The sequence below is a fragment of the Hydrogenophaga sp. genome (assembly GCF_030651625.1).
Lineage (GTDB): Bacteria > Pseudomonadota > Gammaproteobacteria > Burkholderiales > Burkholderiaceae_C > Hydrogenophaga.
Genome location: NZ_JAUSCF010000022.1, coordinates 39713 through 60786 on the forward strand (window position 1 = coordinate 39713; position 21074 = coordinate 60786).

19 protein-coding genes and 1 tRNA gene are annotated in these 21074 nt (G+C 61.0%); 14 read left to right on the forward strand and 6 right to left on the reverse strand.

The features are described 5' to 3' along the window. Positions 1-87: 87 nt before the first annotated feature. From Q7V46_RS08115 to Q7V46_RS08135, 5 genes are all read left to right on the forward strand, one after another. Positions 88-513, forward strand: a complete 426-nt coding sequence (locus tag Q7V46_RS08115; RefSeq protein WP_304913027.1) for an NfeD family protein — start codon at positions 88-90, stop codon at positions 511-513. A gap of 50 nt (positions 514-563) precedes the next feature. Next, a complete protein-coding gene (locus Q7V46_RS08120; protein ID WP_304913028.1) occupies positions 564-1478 on the forward strand; it encodes an SPFH domain-containing protein in 915 nt (304 codons plus the stop codon). A 28-nt stretch (positions 1479-1506) separates the two neighbouring features. Continuing rightward, positions 1507-1893, forward strand: coding sequence for a DUF2237 family protein (locus Q7V46_RS08125; RefSeq protein ID WP_304913391.1), 387 nt, complete (start codon positions 1507-1509; stop codon positions 1891-1893). Positions 1894-1978: 85 nt separating this feature from the next. Next, positions 1979-2068: transfer RNA gene (locus tag Q7V46_RS08130), tRNA-Ser, on the forward strand. Between the two features lie 284 nt (positions 2069-2352). Continuing rightward, positions 2353-3135 carry an integrase arm-type DNA-binding domain-containing protein gene (locus tag Q7V46_RS08135; RefSeq protein ID WP_304913392.1) on the forward strand — a complete coding sequence of 261 codons (783 nt, stop codon included), beginning with the start codon at positions 2353-2355 and terminating at the stop codon, positions 3133-3135. A gap of 93 nt (positions 3136-3228) precedes the next feature. Here Q7V46_RS08135 and Q7V46_RS08140 read toward each other — a convergent pair whose 3' ends face one another. The 3 genes from Q7V46_RS08140 to Q7V46_RS08150 form a co-directional block, all read right to left on the reverse strand. Further along, a complete protein-coding gene (locus Q7V46_RS08140) occupies positions 3229-4416 on the reverse strand; it encodes a branched-chain amino acid ABC transporter substrate-binding protein (RefSeq protein ID WP_304913029.1) in 1188 nt (395 codons plus the stop codon). A gap of 195 nt (positions 4417-4611) precedes the next feature. Next, positions 4612-5061, reverse strand: a complete 450-nt coding sequence (locus Q7V46_RS08145) for a DNA polymerase III subunit chi (protein ID WP_304913030.1) — start codon at positions 5059-5061, stop codon at positions 4612-4614. Positions 5062-5063: 2 nt separating this feature from the next. Beyond that, positions 5064-6560, reverse strand: a complete 1497-nt coding sequence (locus Q7V46_RS08150) for a leucyl aminopeptidase (protein WP_304913031.1) — start codon at positions 6558-6560, stop codon at positions 5064-5066. A 27-nt stretch (positions 6561-6587) separates the two neighbouring features. Between Q7V46_RS08150 and lptF the strand changes: the two genes are divergently transcribed. The 5 genes from lptF to Q7V46_RS08175 all read left to right on the forward strand — a co-directional run bounded on the left by lptF (position 6588) and on the right by Q7V46_RS08175 (position 11403). Further along, positions 6588-7697, forward strand: coding sequence for an LPS export ABC transporter permease LptF (gene lptF, locus Q7V46_RS08155; protein WP_304913032.1), 1110 nt, complete (start codon positions 6588-6590; stop codon positions 7695-7697). After that, entirely contained in the window at positions 7694-8812 is a 1119-nt protein-coding gene (gene lptG, locus Q7V46_RS08160) for an LPS export ABC transporter permease LptG (protein WP_304913033.1), read from the forward strand. The genes lptF and lptG overlap by 4 nt, the downstream gene beginning before the upstream one ends. A 7-nt stretch (positions 8813-8819) precedes the next feature. Further along, positions 8820-9185: a sirohydrochlorin chelatase gene (locus tag Q7V46_RS08165; RefSeq protein ID WP_304913034.1), complete on the forward strand. Its 366-nt coding sequence runs from the start codon at positions 8820-8822 to the stop codon at positions 9183-9185. Further along, positions 9182-10126 carry a CysB family HTH-type transcriptional regulator gene (locus Q7V46_RS08170; RefSeq protein WP_304913035.1) on the forward strand — a complete coding sequence of 315 codons (945 nt, stop codon included), beginning with the start codon at positions 9182-9184 and terminating at the stop codon, positions 10124-10126. The genes Q7V46_RS08165 and Q7V46_RS08170 overlap by 4 nt, the downstream gene beginning before the upstream one ends. A 98-nt stretch (positions 10127-10224) precedes the next feature. Further along, on the forward strand, positions 10225-11403 hold the full coding sequence (locus tag Q7V46_RS08175; protein ID WP_370690316.1) for a pyridoxal phosphate-dependent aminotransferase: 1179 nt from the start codon (positions 10225-10227) through the stop codon (positions 11401-11403). Positions 11404-11431: 28 nt separating this feature from the next. On the opposite strand, the gene Q7V46_RS08180 is transcribed toward Q7V46_RS08175, so the two are convergent. Then, positions 11432-12148 carry a (2Fe-2S)-binding protein gene (locus Q7V46_RS08180; RefSeq protein ID WP_304913037.1) on the reverse strand — a complete coding sequence of 239 codons (717 nt, stop codon included), beginning with the start codon at positions 12146-12148 and terminating at the stop codon, positions 11432-11434. Between the two features lie 307 nt (positions 12149-12455). Here Q7V46_RS08180 and Q7V46_RS08185 point away from each other — a divergent pair, with 307 nt between their 5' ends. Next, the gene (locus tag Q7V46_RS08185; RefSeq protein WP_304913038.1) at positions 12456-13445 is read left to right on the forward strand and encodes a FecR domain-containing protein; all 990 of its coding nucleotides are present in this window, start codon (positions 12456-12458) and stop codon (positions 13443-13445) included. Positions 13446-13517: 72 nt separating this feature from the next. Here the strand turns inward: Q7V46_RS08185 and hrpA are convergent, their stop codons facing one another. Next, positions 13518-17411 (reverse strand): ATP-dependent RNA helicase HrpA, encoded by a 3894-nt coding sequence (gene hrpA / locus Q7V46_RS08190; RefSeq protein ID WP_304913039.1) that lies wholly within the window; start codon positions 17409-17411, stop codon positions 13518-13520. 81 nt (positions 17412-17492) lie between these two features. Here hrpA and argA point away from each other — a divergent pair, with 81 nt between their 5' ends. After that, positions 17493-18833, forward strand: a complete 1341-nt coding sequence (gene argA, locus Q7V46_RS08195; protein WP_304913040.1) for an amino-acid N-acetyltransferase — start codon at positions 17493-17495, stop codon at positions 18831-18833. A gap of 63 nt (positions 18834-18896) precedes the next feature. Here the strand turns inward: argA and Q7V46_RS08200 are convergent, their stop codons facing one another. Next, positions 18897-19391 (reverse strand): disulfide bond formation protein B, encoded by a 495-nt coding sequence (locus tag Q7V46_RS08200; RefSeq protein ID WP_304913041.1) that lies wholly within the window; start codon positions 19389-19391, stop codon positions 18897-18899. A 135-nt stretch (positions 19392-19526) separates the two neighbouring features. Here Q7V46_RS08200 and Q7V46_RS08205 point away from each other — a divergent pair, with 135 nt between their 5' ends. Beyond that, positions 19527-19805, forward strand: a complete 279-nt coding sequence (locus tag Q7V46_RS08205; RefSeq protein WP_304913042.1) for an oxidative damage protection protein — start codon at positions 19527-19529, stop codon at positions 19803-19805. A 53-nt stretch (positions 19806-19858) separates the two neighbouring features. Further along, positions 19859-21058: an FAD-dependent oxidoreductase gene (locus tag Q7V46_RS08210; RefSeq protein ID WP_304913043.1), complete on the forward strand. Its 1200-nt coding sequence runs from the start codon at positions 19859-19861 to the stop codon at positions 21056-21058. Positions 21059-21074: the final 16 nt, after the last annotated feature.

A 21074-nucleotide genomic window follows, 5' to 3' on the forward strand; every position in this document is an offset into this window, starting at 1 on the left:
AGAATGTGGCGCTTGCCACACAATGCCCTCACCTACCGGTCTGGGGGGCAGCGTGACACACTCAGTTCAATTGGAGGATCAAGAAGTATGTCGGATTCAACATTGTGGTGGCTCCTGGCGGGTTCTGCTGTGGCTCTCGAACTGTTTACGGGAACCTTTTACCTGTTGATGCTGGCCATTGGCCTCATGGCGGGAGCGCTCGCAGCGCATGCCGGAGCCGGGTCGGCCATGCAACTCGTGATTGCTGCACTCGTCGGCTCGGCGGCGGTTTTCGGTTGCTATATGGTCAAGCGCCGCAAACCGGCCGATCCCTCTGTTCGATCCATGCGAAGCGTGAATCTGGACATCGGCGAGATACTGCAAATTGACGAATGGCGCAGTGATGGAACAGCCAGTGTGCAATACAGGGGTGCACAATGGACCGTCATACAGCGCCCGGGCAACGCTCCTGCTCCGGGCGCCTACCGGGTTGCCGAACTCGTCGGCAATCGCCTGATGGTCGACAAGGTCTGATTCACGACCCGCGCACCGCTCTTCCACCAACCTTTGCAAAGCAACCCGCCATGGAAATCGCCATTCTTCTTTTTGTCATTGCAGCCATCTTCATCACCCGCTCCATCAAGGTGGTGCCGCAGCAGAACTCGTGGGTGGTTGAACGCCTGGGCAAGTACCACGCCTCGCTGCCCCCTGGGCTGAACTTCCTGGTGCCATTCATTGACAAAGTGGCCTACAAGCACAGCCTCAAGGAAATTCCGCTCGATGTGCCCAGCCAGGTTTGCATCACGCGTGACAACACACAGTTGCAGGTCGACGGCATCTTGTACTTTCAGGTAACCGACCCGATGCGCGCGAGCTATGGTTCATCGAACTACATCATGGCAGTGACCCAACTGGCCCAGACATCTTTGCGATCTGTCATCGGCAAGCTGGAGCTGGACAAGACCTTCGAAGAGCGCGACATCATCAATGCCCAAGTGGTGCACGCCATCGACGAAGCCGCGCTGAACTGGGGTGTGAAGGTGCTGCGCTATGAGATCAAGGATCTGACCCCGCCGAAGGAAATTCTGCTGGCCATGCAGGCACAAATCACCGCTGAACGCGAGAAGCGTGCCCTGATCGCCGCATCGGAGGGTCGCCGCCAGGAGCAGATCAACATCGCCACCGGCGAACGCGAGGCATTCATCGCACGTTCAGAAGGTGAAAAGCAGGCCGCCATCAACAACGCGCAGGGTGAGGCTGCCGCCATCATGACCGTGGCTGACGCCACTGCACAGGCCATTGAGCGGGTGGCCACCGCGATTCAATCACCCGGTGGTGCCGAAGCGGTGCAGCTGAAAGTGGCCGAAAAAGCCGTGGAAGCCTACGGCAAGGTCGCAGCCGATGCCACCACCACGCTGGTCGTTCCCAGTAACATGACGGAAGTTTCCGCACTGATCACGTCTGCCATGAAGATGGTTGGCGCCGGGCGAGCAGCCTGATCGTTGCTGCAAAAGCCGTGAGGATCTGATGGCGCTCAATGTTCTGGGGGGCGAGCTGCAAGCTTGCTCCTACGACCCCTTGACAGGCTACCTGAGGGACGGGTGCTGCCAGGTTGGGCCAGAGGATCGCGGATCGCACTGGATCTGCGCCCGAGTGACAAGCGAGTTCCTCGCTTTCTCGCTCGCATCCGGCAACGACCTGATCACACCCAGGCCGGAGTGGCGGTTTGCGGGCCTCAAACCAGGCGATCGATGGTGCCTGTGTGTGCTTCGCTGGCTGGACGCGCTGGAAGCTGGTGTCGCTCCGCCAGTTGTGTTGCAGAGTACGCATGAAGCAGCTTTGGCTCTGGTTCCGCTGGAGGTTTTGCAATTGCATGCGTGGCCCAGCGCCATGGGATCCGGCGAGCAGAGATGATGGACAAGCCCATCGGGTCGGTACCATGGTGGCAAGAATGCTTCCTGGATCGGTCTAGCCACCCTGCTACAATCACAGGCTGCGCGGAGAGGTGGATGAGTGGTTTAAGTCGCACGCCTGGAAAGCGTGTGTGGGCTAATCCCCACCGCGGGTTCGAATCCCGCCCTCTCCGCCAAAATTGAGTCCCAGAGCGTCCCACAACGTCTCACAAGACACCCTGAAAGCCCCGGTTTACCTAGCGTTCCGGGGCTTTTTTGTTTCTGGACGTCCCATAACGGTTGTTGCCATCCTTGGATTATTGGGGGTATCTTTGGGAGTCCGTACCCCACCGCTTGGGGGTATTTCGCTTCTGGGTACGGTTGGGAGCACGAGATGGCACTGACCAACACCGAAGTTTTGAAGGCAAAGCCCGGTCCATCCCCCGTCAAGATGGTCGATGGGCGTGGCTTGTAACTGCTGATCACACCTGCGGGCTCCAAGCTCTGGCGCTGGAAATACCGATTTCTGGAGAAAGAGAAGCTGATGGCGGTAGGCGCATACCCAGATGTGTCGCTCTCCCAGGCCAGGGACATGGTGGACGAGGCCCGCAAACAACCGGCCGGTGCGAATCCAATGGCCGCCCGCAAGTCAGAGAAGATCGCACGTCGCTTGGCCGTCGAAGACACGTTCGTCGCCGTGGCGAAGAAATGGTGGAAAAGCTGGAAGGCTGCACGCAGCGACAGCCACACGGTATATGTCTTGCGACGGTTGGAGGCCGACGTTTTTCCGGCCATCGGAACGCGCCCTATCGCGGAAATCGAGGCCCCCGAACTGGTCGCCATGATGAAGGCCATCGAAAAACGTGGGGCCCTCGACATCGCCAAACGCGCCCTTCAGACCTGCTCGCAGATTTTTCGCTACGCCATTGCCCACGGGGTCGCCAAGCGTAGTCCGGCCATCGAAATTCGTCCAAGTGATGTATTGGCCTCACGGAAAAAGCAGAACTACGCGCGGGTAGACAAAAAAGATTTGTCCGAGCTGCTGCGCAAGATCGAGGTCTACAACGGCAGCACAATCACACGCGTTGCCATCAAGCTCATGGCAATGACCTTCGTGCGCACCAGCGAATTGATCGGTCACTCCCAAGGACAGGATCAGATTTGCTCTGGAGTTCGGCGGAATTCGCGCTTGCTATGCCCTCTTCGCGCACCAGGCCCCGCATGCAGGCGAACAACTTTCATCAAAGCTGCGGCCTCCTCTTGATCGCAGACGAAAAAAAGGCCGCCATGAAGGCGGCCTTTTGTTGGCTTTAGCGCCACCAAGCTTCGCAAGGAAGCCCGGTGTGTCCAGGTCAGATCAGCGAATGACAGCCAGCGTGGTGCGTTCGCCACCCTTGTAGGTCATGAGCGTCAGTGCACCATTCTTGATGTCACCCTTTTCGTCAAAGGCGATGTTGCCGGTCACACCCGAGTACTGTGTCGCCTTGAGGGCGGGCAGGTACTGTGCAGGATCAGACGAGTTGGCGGTGACCATGGCGTTGGCCATCACCTTCACGGCGTCGTACACATACGGTGCATACACCTGAACATCTGCACCAAACTTGGCCTTGAAGTCTGCGCGGAACTTGTCCATGCCGGCGCGCTGGTCGCCTTCGACACCGCCTGCCTCTGCGCAATAGACCTGTTCATCTTCAAGGCTGTCACCGGCCAGTTTGGGCAGCTCACCGGTGCAAATGCCATCACCACCCATGAATTTGGCATTGATGCCCAGCTGCTTCATCTGACGGATCATTGGGCCAGCGACGGCATCCATGCCACCGAAGAACACCACATCAGGATTCCTGGCCTTCAGGGTGGTCAGAATGGCGTTGAAATCGGTCGCCTTGTCGTTGGTGAACTCGCGGCCCACCACGGTACCACCTGCAGCAGCCACACCCTTTTCGAACTCGTCAGCCACGCCTTGACCGTAGGCGGTGCGATCGTCGATCACGGCCACGTTCTTGGCGCCCAGGGTTTCTACTGCGTACTTGCCCAGGGTGCCGCCCAGGTGCACGTCGTCAGCCACCATGCGGAACACGCCAGCGTAGCCCTGACGGGTGTACCTGGGGTTCGTTGCCGAGGGGGAGATCTGGGGAATGCCAGCGTCGTTGTAGATCTGCGAAGCGGGAATGGTTGTGCCGGAGTTCAGGTGACCGATCACGCCGGCCACCTTGGCATCGACCAGCTTGGTCGCAGCTGCGGTGCCTTGCTTCGGATCGCCAGCGTCGTCTTCGGCCAGCAGCTCAAAGGTGGTGAGCTTGCCGTCGATCGTCAAACCGGCTGCGTTCAACTCTTCGATGGCCATCTTGGCACCGTTTTCGTTGTCCTTGCCCAGGTGGGCGATTGCGCCGCTGGTAGGACCGACATGACCGATCCTGATGACCTGAGCTTCAGCCGCGGGCGCTGCCGCCGGGGCGGCTGCTACGGGTGCTGCCTCTTCTTTTTTGCCGCAAGCAGCAAGTGCGACAGCCGCAGCGATGACGGCCAGTTTGATGTTCAGTTGCATAGAAATCCTCACAAAGGAGCGGTAGTTGGAATGCGGAGGGAACTTTTTTCTCCACATCCATAAAGATACCCCAAAAAGAACCAATATTGAATAATCCGGTGGTAGGGCACAAGACATCGAGGGTTTGTCCGAAGCCCTATTACCTCAATGAATGTGGCATTAGGACTTCAAATGCTGCAATGCGTCTAGTGCCTGCTACGTCGGCTTGATCTCGTGCCAAACCGGGTCTGCACCCTGTACGCGATACCGCCGCAAACGATCCCGGGCGGCTTGCCTGTCACTGTCATCCAGCGTCACAACCTCGAACACCTTTTCAAAACGATCCCATCCTTCGATCCACTCCCGTTGAAGGTTGAGCAGCATCGACGCGTGCTGCTCGTCCGGCAGACTGGAGCCGATCAGAATGGGCGTTCTTGCTGTCACGTATGGCGGGGCATCCGACAGGCAATGGGGAACGAATGAATCAGGCGTCAGCGTCCACAGTGCTGCCTCAAGCTCATTGATCATGTCTGGCTCGGCCAGCACAAAAATTGAAGAGCCTTGGGCATGGGCTTTCCGAAGCAAGCGACAGGCGTATCCGACCTTGACTTGCACGTTGAAATGAAAGGCAACTTCCGTCAATTGCGCACCAGCTTGAAGCGGCAAGCTCAGCGCTTGGTCCGGACGGACTTGGCGACGTTCGGAGCACCGCTCTGCGGCGAGGCGGCCACATCCAGAACGTATTGCAGCAACAACGGGACCGGTCGTCCCGTGGAACCTTTGGCTGTTCCGCTTTTCCAGGCCGTCCCGGCGATGTCCAGATGCGCCCAGGGCAAGTCGGTTGCGAATTTCTGCAGGAACTTGGCTGCCGTGATGGCACCCCCAGCCCTGCCAGCCACGTTGCCCATGTCGGCGAAGTTGGACTTCAAACCCTCAGCGTATTCGTCATCCAGTGGCATGCGCCAGCAGGGATCCAGCGCGGTTTCGCCTGCGTTGTGCAGAGCCACGGCAAGATCATCGCGGCTGGAGAACAGCCCGGACCGCACGCCACCCAAAGCAATCACGCAAGCCCCGGTCAGCGTCGCAATGTCCACCACGCTGTGAGGCTTGAGGCGTGCGGCGTAGGTCAATGCGTCACACAGAATCAGCCGTCCCTCCGCGTCCGTATTGAGAATTTCAATGGTCTGGCCGCTCATGCTGGTGACCACATCGCCGGGCTTGACGGCCTGTCCGTCTGGCATGTTTTCACAAGCAGGAATCACACCCACGACATTCACACCCGGCTGCAACTCGGCCAGCGCTGCGAAAGTGCCCAGCACGCTTGCGGCGCCGCCCATATCGAACTTCATTTCGTCCATTTCAGCCGCCGGCTTGATGGAAATGCCGCCCGTATCGAAGGTGATTCCCTTGCCCACCAGTACCACTGGCGCTGCGCCCTTTGCCCCTCCGGCGTAGTGCATCACGATGAACCGAAGCGGCTCCACCGAGCCCCTGGCCACTGCCAGGAACGCGCCCATCGCAAGCGCTTCGACCTGTTTGGGTCCGAGCACCTCGGTCTTGATCTTGGGGTGACGTCCCAGTTTTTTCGCTGCCTCGGCAAGCATGCTCGGTGTGGCATGGTTGGCTGGCCGGTTTGCCCATTCCTTTGCAAACTCAACACCGGTGATCTGGGCCTTGCCGATGTCGAAATCCCTTTGAACCGCAGCCATTTTGTCGACGCCGACCGTGATGCGCTGAAGTGCACGGGCCTTGGCCGAGGGTTTGGTCGTGGTGTAAACATAGGTGGCGTCGGCACAGGCGTGCATGGCCGCGCGCACTGCTCGGCCATCGCCTGGCAACAGATTGAGCACAAGCCCCAACTTCCTGACACTGGGGACCTTCACCAGGGCCATGGCCGCCGTCACTGCCTTGCGAACACTTGCAGGGCTGCCCGACCCGGCGCGCACAAGCACCACCCGCGTGGCCTTGAAGCCTGGTGCCCGGTAGCACACCAGCGTTTTGCCAACACCGGGCTCAAGATCGCCAAGTCTCTCTGCGGATGCAACGAGCACGCTCAACGGATCGGACTTTGCAGGGACGAAAGCGTCGGGCACCAGCACCAGGAGGGCGTCTGCGGTGAGCCCCGTGATCATGGTGGGCGATAAAGTCTTGAGTTCGAAGTCCATAATTGCGTATTCCTCTAATCTGATTCGATGTTATTCCATTCCTCCATTCGCAGAGAGTTGGCGCGCAGTTTCGGGGCAACCCTGGTGGTCTTGTTCACCATCGTGATCACCATGCTGTTGATTCGCACCCTGGGTCTCGCGTCTCAAGGCAGGGTCAACCCAGAAGAGATCATGCTGGTGCTCGGCTACACCGTACTGGGCCGCATGCCCACGATCCTCACGCTGGCACTATTCATCTCGATTGTTTTCACGCTCTCCCGCATGTACAGGGACAGCGAAATGATCATCTGGTTTGCCAGCGGACGGTCTCTGGGAGGCCTGCTTGGTCCGGTCATGCGGTTCTCTTGGCCGGTGCTTGTCGTCATCACGTTCATGGTCTTCTTCGTGTGGCCGTGGGCCAACCAGCAAACAGATGCATTGCGTGATCGCTTTGAGCAGCGAGGTGATCTTGATCGGGTGGCGCCAGGGCAATTCCAGGAATCATCGAGTGGGCGGCGGGTTTTTTTCATCGACAAAGACACCGCCGACGGCACAGAAGGTCGCAACATCTTCATCTCGAGCATCGAAGAAGACGGCTCCGAAAGTGTGACCTCTGCTCGGTCTGCGCGTATAGAGATGATCGATGACCGACAGATGCTGATCCTGCGCAACGGTCAACGACTGGACACCAGTCCGGACTCAGGTGATCTCAAGGTCAGCGAGTTTGAGGAATACGCCACCCAGATCGGTAGTGCGAGGGCTGCTCCGGGCAGCAGTCAGGCACTGAAGGCCACGTCTTCCTGGCAACTGTTGGTCAACCCCACGCTGGCCAAACTGGGCGAGTTGGGCTGGCGCGTTGGCGTGGGGCTCACTGCGCTGAACTTTGTCTTGATTGCCCTTGCCACCACGGTCAGCAACCCGAGGGCTGGACGCGGAGGCAATCTGTTCTTCACCATGTTTGCCTTCATCTTGTATTTCAACTTCCTGAACATCGGGCAACGCTGGGTGACCAGCGGGATGATGAGCCTGGGAACCTTGCTGATTGCGTTGCACGGCACGGTTTTTCTTCTGGCGGTGTTCTGGCTCGCGAAGCGGCATCACAACTTCAGCCTGCGCGAAAGCCTGCTCATGCTGCTGGGGCGGAGGGCTTCGCTTTGAGGACGATTCGGCGCCTGATTTACGGCGAAATATTCGTTGCCGTGGGTTTTGTGCTGCTTGCCTTTCTTTCGCTGTTCTACTTTTTCGATTTTGTTGATGAGTTGACCGCACTTGGGCGCCGCTCACGTCTGGAACCCGAATTGAGCTACGAGCTGAGGCATGCCTTGCTGTATGTCGCGCTCCTGATTCCCAGCCGAATCTATGAGCTCATGCCCATCGCCGTGTTGATCGGATCGGTGTTTGTGTTGGCACGGCTTGCCCAGGGATCGGAATACACCATCTTGCGCACCAGTGGGCTTGGGCCATGGCGAGCACTTCGCACCTTGCTCGGCCTGGGCGCCATCTTCGTGGTGTTGACGTTTGCAATCGGCGACTATCTTGCACCGCTTTCGGACCGTACCGCACAGCTACTGAAGGCCCGATTCGAAGGGCGGATCAGCGTAGGTCAGACTGGCGCCTGGCTGAAGGAACGCCAGACGTACAGCAACTTCTCGGTCAATGTGGGCGCGATGACGCCCCGGGGGGAACTGGCCGACATCCGAATTTTCGAGTTCGACAGTCACGGCTTTCTGGTTTCCACGATGCAAGCCAAGTCCGGACAGATAGAAGCGGATGAATCATGGACGCTGCGCAACCTGGTTCGTCGAGAGTTCGATACGGCCGGGCTCTCTGCTGCCCACATCAACCGGGTGGAACAAGAGAGCTTTCGATGGCCCAGCAGCCTCAGCGCCGAGATGGTGTCGGTGGCTCTGCTCAGACCGGACCGTATGCGCACAACCGATCTGTTTGCATACATCCAGCATCTTGACGCCAACAACCAGACAGCTCAGCGCTATGAAATCGAGTTCTGGCGCAAGGTTTTCTATCCCCTGAGTTGCCTGGTGATGGTCGTGCTCGCCCTGCCCTTCGCCTACCTCCACTTCCGTTCGGGCGCGTTGACCGGGTACGTGTTTGGTGGCGTGATGATCGGCATCAGCTTCTTCCTTCTCAACAACGTATTTGGCTACATTGGCAACCTCAACCAATGGCGCCCCTGGCTGGCTGCGGCTTCACCCGCCCTGATCTACAGCTTCTTTTCTCTGGGTGCATTTGGCTGGCTGGTCCTTCGAAGGTAGTGTTGACATGCTCGGTGTGATTGTTTTTGCTCATGGGTCCAGAGATCCGCAATGGCGACTGCCGGTGGAAGCCGTGGCCACGCAGATCACCTGCAGCGATCCTTCGGTCGCAGTCAGTTGCGCGTATCTGGAACTGTGTGATCCCGACCTTGCCGCTGCCTGTGAAGAGCTGGTGAACAAGGGAGTGAGCCGAATCCATGTGCTGCCTCTGTTCTTCGGCATGGGCAAACACGCCAGGGAAGACCTGCCGACTCTGATGCGCGCCATGGGTGATAGACACCCTTCGGTGCAGTTTGTGCAGTTGGTGACCGCTGGTGAAGACCCTCGCCTGACATCGCTGCTGGCCCGCATTGCACTGGAGCACACGCCATGAACCTGCACCAGTTCCGGTTTGTGCAGGAGGCCGTGCGACGCAACCTGAACCTGACCGAAACGGCCAAGGCACTGCACACGTCGCAGCCTGGGGTGTCCAAGGCCATCATCGAACTGGAAGACGAACTCGGCATCGACATCTTTGCCCGACACGGCAAGCGCATCAAACGCGTCACGGAGCCAGGGGCACAGGTGCTCAAAAGCATCGACATCATCCTGCGCGAGGTCAACAACCTCAAACGTATTGGCGAGCAGTATTCCGCCCAGGACAGCGGCACGCTCTCCATCGCGACCACGCACACCCAGGCGCGCTATGTGTTGCCGGGTCCGGTGGCGCAACTGCGACTGACTTACCCCAAGGTGGGAGTCAGTCTGCATCAGGGTTCGCCTGACCAGGTAGCCAAGATGCTGATGGAAGAGGTGGCTGAAATCGGGGTTGCCACGGAGTCGCTGGCCAACTACCCCGACCTCATCACGCTGCCCTGCTACGAATGGCAGCATGTGCTGGTGCTCCCGTTCGACCACCCACTGCTGGAGCGCGAGCGCATCACGCTGGACGATCTGGCCACCGTGCCGCTGATCACCTACCACCCCAGTTTCACCGGTCGAAGCCGCATCGACCAGGCCTTTGCGCTTCGGCATCTGCAGCCCAACATCGTGCTCGAAGCCATTGATTCGGATGTGATCAAGACCTATGTCAAGCTGGGCATGGGCGTGGGCATCGTCGCGGAAATGGCCATGCAGGGGGAAAACAAGACGACCGATCTGGTGGCCCGGCCTGCCGCGCAATTGTTTGGTCACAACCTGGCGCGCGTGGCCTTCAAGCGAGGCACCTACCTGCGACTTTTCGTCTTGAAGTTTGCCGAGCTGCTGAGCGAGCGACTCTCGCGCGACCAGATCCTCAGAGCAATGAGTGGCACGCCCGATGACTATGAGTTGTGATCCCTCCCGTGGCGCCTTGCTGGCTGCAGGGGCCCGGTAACCCGTTCTGCGTTGCCCCGGATCTCCCACCCTTTCGCGCCGTACATGCCATGACCGAAATGCCATCGATCAACTCTCACACCCCCACCCTCACCTCCCGCTTGCCCAACGTAGGCACGACCATCTTCACCGTCATGTCGGCCCTGGCCAGCGAAACCCAGGCCGTGAACCTGGGGCAGGGCTTCCCGGACTTCGAATGCGATCCCGCTCTGGTCGATGCCGTGACGCGCGCCATGCAGGCCGGCCACAACCAGTACCCGCCCATGCCAGGCGTGCCCGAGCTGCGCCAGGCCATGGCGGCCAAGATGAAGGCACTTTACGGGCTCTCGGTGAATCCGGACACCGAGGTCACCGTGACGGCTGGGGCGACACAAGCCATCCTCACGGCCATCCTGGCGGTGGTTCACCCGGGCGACGAGGTCATCGTGCTCGAACCTTGCTACGACAGTTACGTGCCCAACATTGAACTGGCCGGCGGGGTGGTCGTGCGCGTGCCACTCTCACCGGGCACGTTTCGGCCGGATTTTGACCGCATTGCGGCAGCCATCACCCCGCGAACCCGCGCACTGATCATCAACAGCCCGCACAATCCCAGCGCCACAACCTGGAGCGAGGCCGAGATGCAAGCCTTGCAGGCTTTGCTGGCTCCCACCGATGTATTGCTCATCAGTGACGAGGTCTATGAGCACATGGTGTTCGATGGTCAGCGGCACCAGAGCGCCGCGAGATATCCCGGCCTGGCAGCTCGGGCGTTCGTGATCAGCAGCTTTGGCAAGACCTACCATGTGACCGGCTGGAAGGTCGGTACCGTGGTGGCGCCTGCTTCCATGACAGCAGAATTCCGCAAGGTTCACCAGTTCAACGTCTTCACGGTGAACACACCGGTGCAGCACGCGCTGGCAGCCTACATGGCCGACCCGGCGCCCTATCTGAACCTGCCGGCCTTCTACCAGCGCAAACGAGATCTCTTCCGCAAGGGCTTGGACAGCACACGGTTCAGGCTGCTGCCCAGCGAGGGCACCTATTTCCAATGCGTGAGCATTGCCGATCTGGCGGTTTCCGAGCGCGATCTGCCAGAAGGCGATTTCTGCCAATGGCTGACGCGGGAAATCGGTGTGGCTGCGATTCCGCTGTCAGCTTTCTACGGCAATGGATTTGACCAGAAGGTCGTTCGCTTCTGCTTTGCCAAACGGGACGAGACCTTGTTGAAAGCCTTGGAGCGTCTGAGTCGCCTGTAAGAAGTGAGGGCTCCGCCGCAAGCCTTGTTCAGCAGCGCACAGGGTTGCGGCAATAGCGGTCCAGCTCGCTGACGGTGCTGCGGCTGGCCACGGTCTTGCGGGCATTGGGGCCGACCTCGAGGCTCAGCTTCATGTCGTACTTCTTGAAGAAGTCGTCAAACAGCTCCCCGCCCAGTGTCCCTGTCGCTGTCAGCGAGTCGGTCCTGGCATCGTGCTCCAGCAACACGGCGCAAAGCGGCTGCTCTGCCGGCCCCGCCAGCACCCGGGCGCCGTTGGCGGGATCGTACTGGCTGTGGTCGGCGCAGCAGTGAATCAGATCATTGCCTTTGCTCGGGGTTTGCGGGTTGACGGCCGCCCCCTTGCGGAAGCTGATGAAGCTCAATTCCCTGGTCGGGTAGACCAGTTTGTGGGCACAGATGGCAGAGAATGCCACGATGCTGCGCTCTTCCCCCACCCCGCCGGGCCATTGATAGCGTTCCTTGTCCCGGGTCTGAAGGGCTGTGGGTCGGGCAGGTTTGCCCAGATCCAGCAAAAACACCGGCGTGGCTTCAAACGGGTAGTGAAAAACGTAGTTGATCTGGGGCTTGAGGCTGGCCGCCTTCAGCGGCTGACCCAGTTCATCGACCAGCAGCACCCGATCGTAATTTCTCGCGATGGCATCCTTCGCCCAGACGCTGCTTGTGAGCGCCGCAACCAGAGGGGCCGCGCTCAGGGCGCAAGCCTCGACAAAATCCCGTCTGTCCATGTGTTTGCCTCATCTGTTCCGCATGACAACCCGAATGCCTCATCGCGCTTGCAGTGAACCGCAAGCGGGGGAATGCTGTCAACCGGTGAGGCAATACACCGTCGGCACGCCGGGGCAAAACCGGGCATTGGCAAGAAGCCGACCATGCCCTACGACCGGAGGCGCGGAATTCTTCACGAATAAGGTTTGAATTGCGGGCTTTCAGGCACTCCGCTCGCAGGAATGAATCTGGCCAAACGTATGGTGCGTGACCTGAAGTCAACACCTCGAGTAGTCACTTCATTCCATCGACTTCATTCTGACTGCCATGACCAAACAGATCAGCCAGCCGGACCGGACGCACAGCACGCATTTCGCCGCGTTCAGCCGTTCCGGCACCGCTGGTGTTCGCCGTTCATGGGCTGACCAAGGCCTTGTGGCGATGATGCTCGCGGCTGCCTTGTGGACGCTCAGTCCCATGGCACAGGCTGCCACCACCACGGTGGAAGCAGTGCAGGTGCCTGCCTGGGTGGAAAGACACGGTGACCGGCGCCCTGCCCAACCTGGCCAGTTGCTGCGCGACGGCGACAAGGCACTCACAGCTGCAGGCTCGCGAATGCTGTTGCGCATATCCGATCGCAGCGTGATCAAGCTCGGCGAACAAACAGAGCTGGTTCTGCAGCAGGTGGCGTCGACCCAACCGGTGGCCGCCGGTCCCAAAGAAGTCAAGGCCGCTCTGCGCCTGGTGACGGGGGTGTTCCGCTATGCCACCGACTACACCAGCAAGGCGCTGGGCAACAAGCGTGAGCTCAACCTTGAACTGGCCACCGCCACCGTTGGCATCCGTGGCACGGATTTCTGGAGCATGACCGACGCCGAACACGATGCCGTGTGCATCTTCGAAGGCGCTGTCGAGGTCGTGCGTGCCGGCCAACCGGGTATCGCACTGGAGAAGCCGGGTGCCTTCTGGGTGGTGTTCACCGGGCAGGCCGAACAGCCGGCAGGACAGGCCACACCCGACCAATTGGCCAAGTTCATCGGTCAGGCGGAAATGTCGCCCGGACAGGGCGTGTTGCTGGAGGGCGGCCGGTGGCGGGTGGTTGTCGCCTTGCTGCCTGGCGTGTCGGATGCCGCCACTTTGCGGGAGCGCCTGAGAACGGCCGGCTATCCCGCCGAATTGATCGCCAGAGGCGGACGGCATGAAGTGCGCATCAACCAGTTCGCCACGCGGGAAGACGCACAGACCGTGTTGGCGAGGTTGCAGGCCACTATCGCCGCGGGCGTCACAGGCGGACGCATTGCCCTGGCATCGGAATGACGCTTGAGCGACCAGCGCACCTGACCGGCAAATGAAGGGCGTTGCCCCGCAGGCGTCGGCACGGCACCACGATCACAGGCCAATCTGGGCCCAGCACTTGTCCAGGCGCTTCACACTGACCGGCTGCGGCGTGCGCAATTCCTGGGCAAACAAGCTCACACGCAACTCTTCCAGTAGCCAGCGGAGCTCTTGCAGCCGCGCGTCCTGCACGCCCTTGCGCTCTGCCACGAGGCGCCAGAACCGCTGCTCCTGTGGCCGCAGTTCGGCAAAGCGGGCGGCATCGCGCACCGGGTCGGTACGCAGCTTGTCCAGTCTGAGCTGAATCGCTTTGAGGTACCGCGGGAAGTGCTGCAGTTGCGCATAAGGTGTGCCCAGTAGAAAACGCTTGGGCACCAGGCGCTGTAACTGTCGGGTGATGTCGGCTGCCACATCGGCGGGAGGCCGGCTGTCTTTGAGCTTGCGCGCTGCGGCCGCATATTCGGTGAGGATCAGACCGGCACTGCGGGCGATTTCTGAAGATATCAGCGTCAGCCGCCCACGCCCCTCTTCCACCCGTTTCTTGAACGCGGCTTCGTCCGTGGGCAGCGGCTCTGCCAGGAAGGCCCGGTCCAGCGCGAGTTCGACGATCTGACTCCGCAACTCTTCCAGCGTGCCACCGCCTGCCCCCCCCTCTGACTTGCCGACCTGCATGTACGCCGTGGCCATGCTCATCAAGCCGGGCAGGTTCTTCTCCAGGTACTTCAGCGCGTCACGCGTCTGCAGTGCAAACAGACGGCGCAGGCCTTCGCGGTGACGCGCCATCGCCACCTCGGGTTCGTCGAACACCTCGATGCCCACCGCGTCGCCCAGGTCCATCAACGCGGGGAATCCAATCAATGTCTGTCCGCCCTTGCGGATCTCCATGAGCTCGGGCAGTTCGCCAAAATCCCACGAGGTGTGGCGCTGGGTCGTGCTGATGGCTGGTGCGGCCGGCGCTTCGGTCACGACCCGGCGAGCATGGCTCACACTGGCAGGCGCTGTTTCGGCCCTGGTACCGGACACGGCCGGACGCAGGCTTTCCAGCTTGATGGATGCCAGCGCCTGAAACGCGCCACGCGCCTGACCACCCAGCTCCGCCTTGAGTGCCGCCAGATTGCGGCCCTGTCCAAGCTGCCGGCCGTGTTCGTCCACCACCCGCAGGTGCATGAAGTGGTGGGCGATCAACATGTCCACCTTGATGTCGTTGCGCACGATATCAATTTGCGTTGCTTCGCGCACCAGTTTCAGCAACGCGTCCAGCAGGTTGCCGGCACCGAACACCGCCGGCTCGGTCAGCGCGGCTGCAAAGCGTTCGGCAGTGGCCGGCAAGGGGACCAGTCGTGAGCGGGGGCGCTGGTGCAGCGTCTTGAGCAGCGCCAGCACCTTGTCCTTGAGCATGCCCGGCACCAGCCAGTCGCAGCGATCGTCGCTCACCTGGTTGAGCGCAAAGATCGGCACGGTCACGGACAGGCCATCGCGTGGGTCGCCCGGTTCGTGCAGGTAGGTGCAGGTGCAGTCCACACCACCCAGCCGAAGGGTTTTCGGGAAGGCCTGCGTGGTGATGCCAGCCGCCTCGTGCCGCATGAGTTCCTCGCGCGTCAGCAGCAGGAGCTTGGGGTTGAGCTTGACCGCGGCCTGATACCAGCGCTCGAAGCCCGCACCGTTGCACACGTCTGCCGGCAGTTGCTGGTCGTAGAAGGCGAAGATGAGTTCGTCGTCCACCAACACGTCCTGCCGGCGCGACTTGTGTTCCAGCTCGGCCACCTGCTTCACCAGCTTCTGGTTCGCCGCCAGGAATGGCAGGCGCGTGTCCCATTCGCCAGAAACCAATGCCTCGCGAATAAAGATCTCGCGGGCACCCGCCGGGTCCACCCTGCCATAGTCGGTGCGCCGGTTGTTGTAGATCACCAGGCCGTACAGCGTGGCCCGTTCCAGCGCAGAGACGCGAGCCGCCTTCTTTTCCCAGTGCGGGTCCAGCAGCTGTTTCTTGATCAGGTGGCCACCCACCTGTTCCAGCCAGGCCGGCTCAATGCTCGCAATGCCCCGACCGAACAGGCGGGTGGTCTCCACCAGCTCGGCACAGACGATCCAACGCCCAGGCTTCTTGCTGAGGTTCGCGCCAGGGTGTCGGTAAAACTTGATGCCTCGTGCTCCAAGGTACCAGTCTTCCGATTCGCTCTTCTGACCGATGTTGCCCAGCAGGCCAGCCAGCATGGAAAGATGCAGCTCTTCGTAGCTGGCTGGCGCGGCGTTGATTGGCCACTTGTGCTCGGCCACCACGGTGTGCAACTGCGTGTGGATGTCACGCCACTCGCGCACCCGCCGCACGTTGATGAAGTTCTCCCGCAGCAGGTTTTCGTATTGCCGGTGGCTGAGCTTGTGGTCCTTGCCATGGCCTCCCTTACTGTCCCCGAGCCACTTCCAGAGTTTGAGCGTGCCAGAGAACTCGCTTTTTTCGTCGTCGAACTTGGCGTGTGCCTGGTCGGCCTGGGCCTGCTTGTCCATCGGCCGGTCGCGCACGTCCTGCAAGCTCAGCGCTGATGCAATCACCATCACCTCGTCGAGCGCGCCGCGTTTTTGTGCCTCCAGGATCATGCGGCCGATGCGCGGGTCCAACGGCAGGCGCGAGAGCGTCTGGCCGATGGCCGTGAGCTCGTTGGAATCGTCCACCGCGCCCAGCTCGGACAGCAGTTGGTAGCCGTCCACGATGGCCCGCTTCTGCGGTGCTTCGATGAAGGCAAACTCTTCCACCGCGCCCAGGCGCAGCGCCTTCATGCGCAGGATCACGCCAGCGAGCGAGCTACGCAAAATTTCGGGATCGGTGAACTTTGGTCGGCCGATGAAGCCGGCTTCGTCGTACAAGCGGATACAGATGCCATCGGCCACGCGACCGCAACGTCCGGCGCGCTGATTGGCAGCCGCCTGGCTGATGGGCTCCACCATCAGCTGCTCCACCTTCTGGCGGAAGCTGTAGCGCTTGACACGCGCTGTGCCGGCATCGATCACGTAGCGGATCCCGGGCACGGTGAGCGAGGTCTCGGCCACGTTGGTGGAGAGCACGATGCGCCGCCCACTGTGGTCCTGGAAGATGCGGTCTTGCTCGGCCTGAGAGAGTCGCGCGAACAACGGCAGCACCTCGGCATTGCGCAGCGTGGGGATGTGGCTGAGGTGTTTGCGCAGGTGGTCAGCGGCTTCACGAATTTCCCGCTCACCGGGCAGGAAGACGAGGATGTCGCCCCCCTGTGGGCCCCGCCAGAGCTCGTCCACCGCGTCGGTGATGGCGCTGTTCAGGTCGTGGTCGCGGCTTTCCTCGAATGGGCGCCAGCGCACTTCGACCGGGAAAGTGCGTCCCGACACCTGAATGACTGGCGCAGGGCCTTTTTTTGAAGCGAAGTATTCAGCAAACCGCTGAGCGTCAATGGTCGCCGAAGTCACCACTACCTTCAGGTCGGGCCGGCGAGGCAGCAGCTGGCGGAGGTAGCCCAGCAGGAAGTCGATGTTGAGACTTCGCTCGTGAGCCTCGTCAATGATGATGGTGTCGTAGGCCCGCAGGTCCGGGTCGGTTTGCGTCTCGGCCAGCAAAATGCCGTCGGTCATGAGCTTGACAGACGCGTCCTTGCTCAAGCGGTCCTGAAACCGCACCTTGAAACCCACCACTTCGCCCAGCGGCGTCTTCAACTCCTCGGCGATGCGCTTGGCCACACTTGAGGCAGCGATGCGGCGCGGCTGAGTGTGACCGATCAGCTGGGGCCGCTGGCCCGGCTTCACGTTGAGCTTGCCACGCCCCATCTGCAACGCGATCTTGGGCAACTGTGTGGTCTTGCCCGAGCCGGTTTCGCCGCAGACGATGACGACCTGGTGGTCGCGCATGGCGGCCTCGATTTCCTCTCGGCGCCCGGAGACTGGCAAGGATTCGGGAAATTCGATGTGCAGCGTTGTAGAGGGCAAGGGTCTGACTTCGGTCAAAATCGGGCAGCCCACAATTATCCCTGTACCGGCCCGCCTCTGCCTGCCCTGCCAACGACCACCATGTCCAACGTCTTCAACTTCACCTTTGTGCCCTGGTTCCGGTCGGTTGCGCCCTACATCCACAAGCACCGAAGCAACACGCTGGTGGTGGGCATTGCGGGCGAAGCGATCGCGGCGGGCAAGTTGCAGAACGTGGCGCAGGACCTGGCTTTGATCCAGAGCATGGGGGTGAAGATTGTGCTCGTGCACGGCTTCCGGCCGCAGGTGAACGAGCAGTTGAGAGCCAAGGGCCATGAACCTCGGTACTCCCACGGCATGCGCATCACAGATTCTGTGGCGCTGGATTGCGCCCAGGAGGCTGCCGGTCAGTTGCGCTACGAGATCGAGGCGGCATTCAGCCAGGGTTTGCCCAACACCCCCATGGCCGGCGCCACCGTTCGGGTGATCTCGGGCAACTTCATCTCAGCCCGCCCCGTCGGCCTGATTGACGGCGTCGACTTTCTTCACTCCGGGCTGGTACGCAAGGTGGACACGGAAGGTATTCAGCGCACGCTGGACATGGGCGCTCTGGTGCTGCTCTCGCCTTTTGGCTTCTCCCCCACCGGTGAGGCCTTCAACCTGACCATGGAAGACGTGGCCACTTCGGTGGCTGTTGCGCTGCAGGTGGACAAACTGATGTTCCTGACCGAGGTGCCAGGCATCCGCGTCAACGCCGCCGACCTCGAGAGCGAAATCGACACAGAACTACCTCTGGCCGAGGCCAAGAAGATGATTGGCGCCCTGCCTGCGCCCTCTCAGCCCACCGACCCGGCTTTCTACCTTCAGCATTGCATTCGTGCCTGCGAAGGCGGTGTGGAGCGGAGCCACATCCTGCCCTTCTCGGTCGATGGTGCCCTGCTGCTGGAGATTTACACCCACGACGGCATCGGCACCATGGTGGTCGATGAAAAGCTGGAGAGTGTGCGGGAAGCGACCATTGACGACGTGAGCGGCATCGTTGCGCTGATCGAACCGTTCGAGAAAGACGGCACGCTGGTCAAGCGCGATCGCACCGAGATCGAACGTGACGCTGGCTACTACACCATCATCGAACACGATGGCGTGATCTTCGGCTGCGCAGCGCTGTACCCCTACCCGGAAGAACGAACGGGCGAGATGGCTGCGTTGACCGTGTCACCAGACACGCAAAGCCAGGGCGATGGTGAGCGGCTGCTCAAGCGCATCGAAAGCCGCGCCCGCGCGCAGGGGCTGCAGAGCATCTTCGTGCTGACCACAAGGACCATGCACTGGTTCCTCAAGCGGGGCTTCGTGCAGGTCAATGCCGAATGGCTCCCCGAAGCACGCAAGCGCAAGTACAACTGGGACCGGAAGAGCCAGGTGCTGGTGAAGAAAGTGGGATGACGCTGCGAACGTTCAGACGGCATGTGGCCGAGCAACTTTGGCCCAGGCCTTCGCTACGAAGTCTCACACGCTGCGGCGCTGCATCAGCAAGATGACTGCCATGGCGGTGATCGCTGAAAAGACCAGAAAAGTCCAGTTGGCAATCGACAGCCCCAGAAAAGTCCAGTCGATCTCCGAGCAGTCGCCACTGCCCTTGAAAATCATGGGGATGGCGCGCTTGAGCGGGAACGCCTCGATCATCCCGAAAAAATCCCGGCCACAGCTCAAAATTTCAGGTGGGTTCCACTGCAGCCAGCTTTGTCGCGCCGCCACAAAGGCGCCGAACGCAGCAAAGGCACCCATGAATACCAGTCCGGACGCTAGAACCACGCGCTGGCCCAACAGCGCCGCCAGCCCGGCCACCACAGCGACGAGAATCAGGGCATACCGCTGAACGATGCACATTGGGCAGGGCTCCAGGCCCACGGAGTGCTGCAGATACAGACCGAAGGCAAGCATGGCAACGCTGCCGGTGGCGATCAGGGTCAACCAGAGTCTGGTGTTCGAAAGGTTCAGCATGAGAGGAAGGGACGGGCCGTGGATTGGGGCAATCACTGGATGCCCGCGCGGCAATTGGAACACCATTTGCCAGGCAAGTTTCCCAAAGCGGGCACAATTTGACCTTTCGCAAACAGACACAGCAAGGATTTCGACATGGCCCGTTCCGTCAATTGCATCAAGCTCGGCAAAGAAGCCGAAGGCCTGGACTTTCCTCCCTACCCTGGTGAACTGGGCAAACGCATCTTTGAGAACGTGAGCAAGGAAGCGTGGGCGGCCTGGCTCAAACATCAAACCATGTTGTTGAATGAGAATCGTCTGAACCTGGCCGATGCCCGCGCCCGCCAGTACCTCGCCCGTCAAATGGAAAAGCACTTCTTTGGCGAGGGCGCCGATGCCGCTGTCGGCTACGTGCCCCCATCTGAACCAACCTGAGCGCCATGACGTGATGAGAGCCCGGGCGCCAACCCGGAGCACAGGGCCCCATTGTGCAGTCTGACTCTCCCCGCCATGCGCTGGTGATTGGTGCTGGCCTGGCCGGTGCAGCCGTCTGTTCGGTGCTGGCGAGCAAGGGGTGGCGACTGACCTTGCTGGACGCTGGGAGCGGGCCAGCGCAGGCTGCATCTGCGCTGCCGGTGGGCATGCTAAGCCCACATGTCACGCGGGCGCCCACGCCACTTTCAAGACTGTCCGCACTCGGCGTAGCCGATACCCGTACCGAATTGGAGCGCCTGATTCCACAGGGCCAGGGGTGGCAGGCATGTGAGGTGGACAATCTGAGCCATGATGTGGGTCGGTGGCCTGCGGCGCTGGTGCGGCCGGCAGCGTTGGTCCATGCCTGGCTTGACGAGGCCTCTCGCCTGGCGCAACTGACCGCACACTGGAATCACGAGGTGGCGCAATTGTGGCGGGTCCAGCCAGGCATCGACGCCGAGGGCGGTGGCCCAGCAACACCAACCGCGACCTGGCGGGCGGTTGCAGCGGATGGATCGACCTTGGCCGAGGCTCCCATGGTGGTGGTGTGCGCAGCATTTGGTAGCGCCTCCCTGTTGTCCGGCACAGGCGTCGCACTGCCGACGAACGCGCTGCCGCTGCGCCCTGTCAAGGGACAAATGTCGCTGGCGGAGCTATCTGGGGAAGCCCTCGCCGATTGGCCACAGCGGGACAATGGCGTGTATGTGCCTCAATACGAGGACAGTGGTCTGGCACCCAGGTGGCCCTCACGAATCTGGGCCATGGGCTCAACCTACGTCAGGGGCGACGCCAGCACCGACGTCACAGACGATGGTCACCAGCGCAACGCACAGAGTCTGGAGGCGATGAACCCGCAGGCAGCAGAGCGACTGCGTGAATCCGCGGGCAGCCAAAGACTGTTGGGCTGGGCAGAGGTTCGATGCGCGTCCCTGGACCGCTTGCCCTTGGCGGGAGCCGTTCCCGACAACAGTGCCTTGCTTCAGCTCAAAGGTACCCGGCGGCGGTACCTGCCCAGTCTTGCCGATACGCCCCGTGAGCCAGGTCTTTACATGCTGAGCGCCTTGGGTTCTCGAGGCATCACGCTCGCACATTGGTGCGCCAGGTTGATCGCATCGCAGATTCAGGGCGAATCGTTTGATGCAGACCCGGATCTGGTCGCAGCCGTCGACCCGGCCCGTTTTGCCTGGAGGCAGGCGCGCAGGTCATCCACTTGATGAATCGAATGGCATG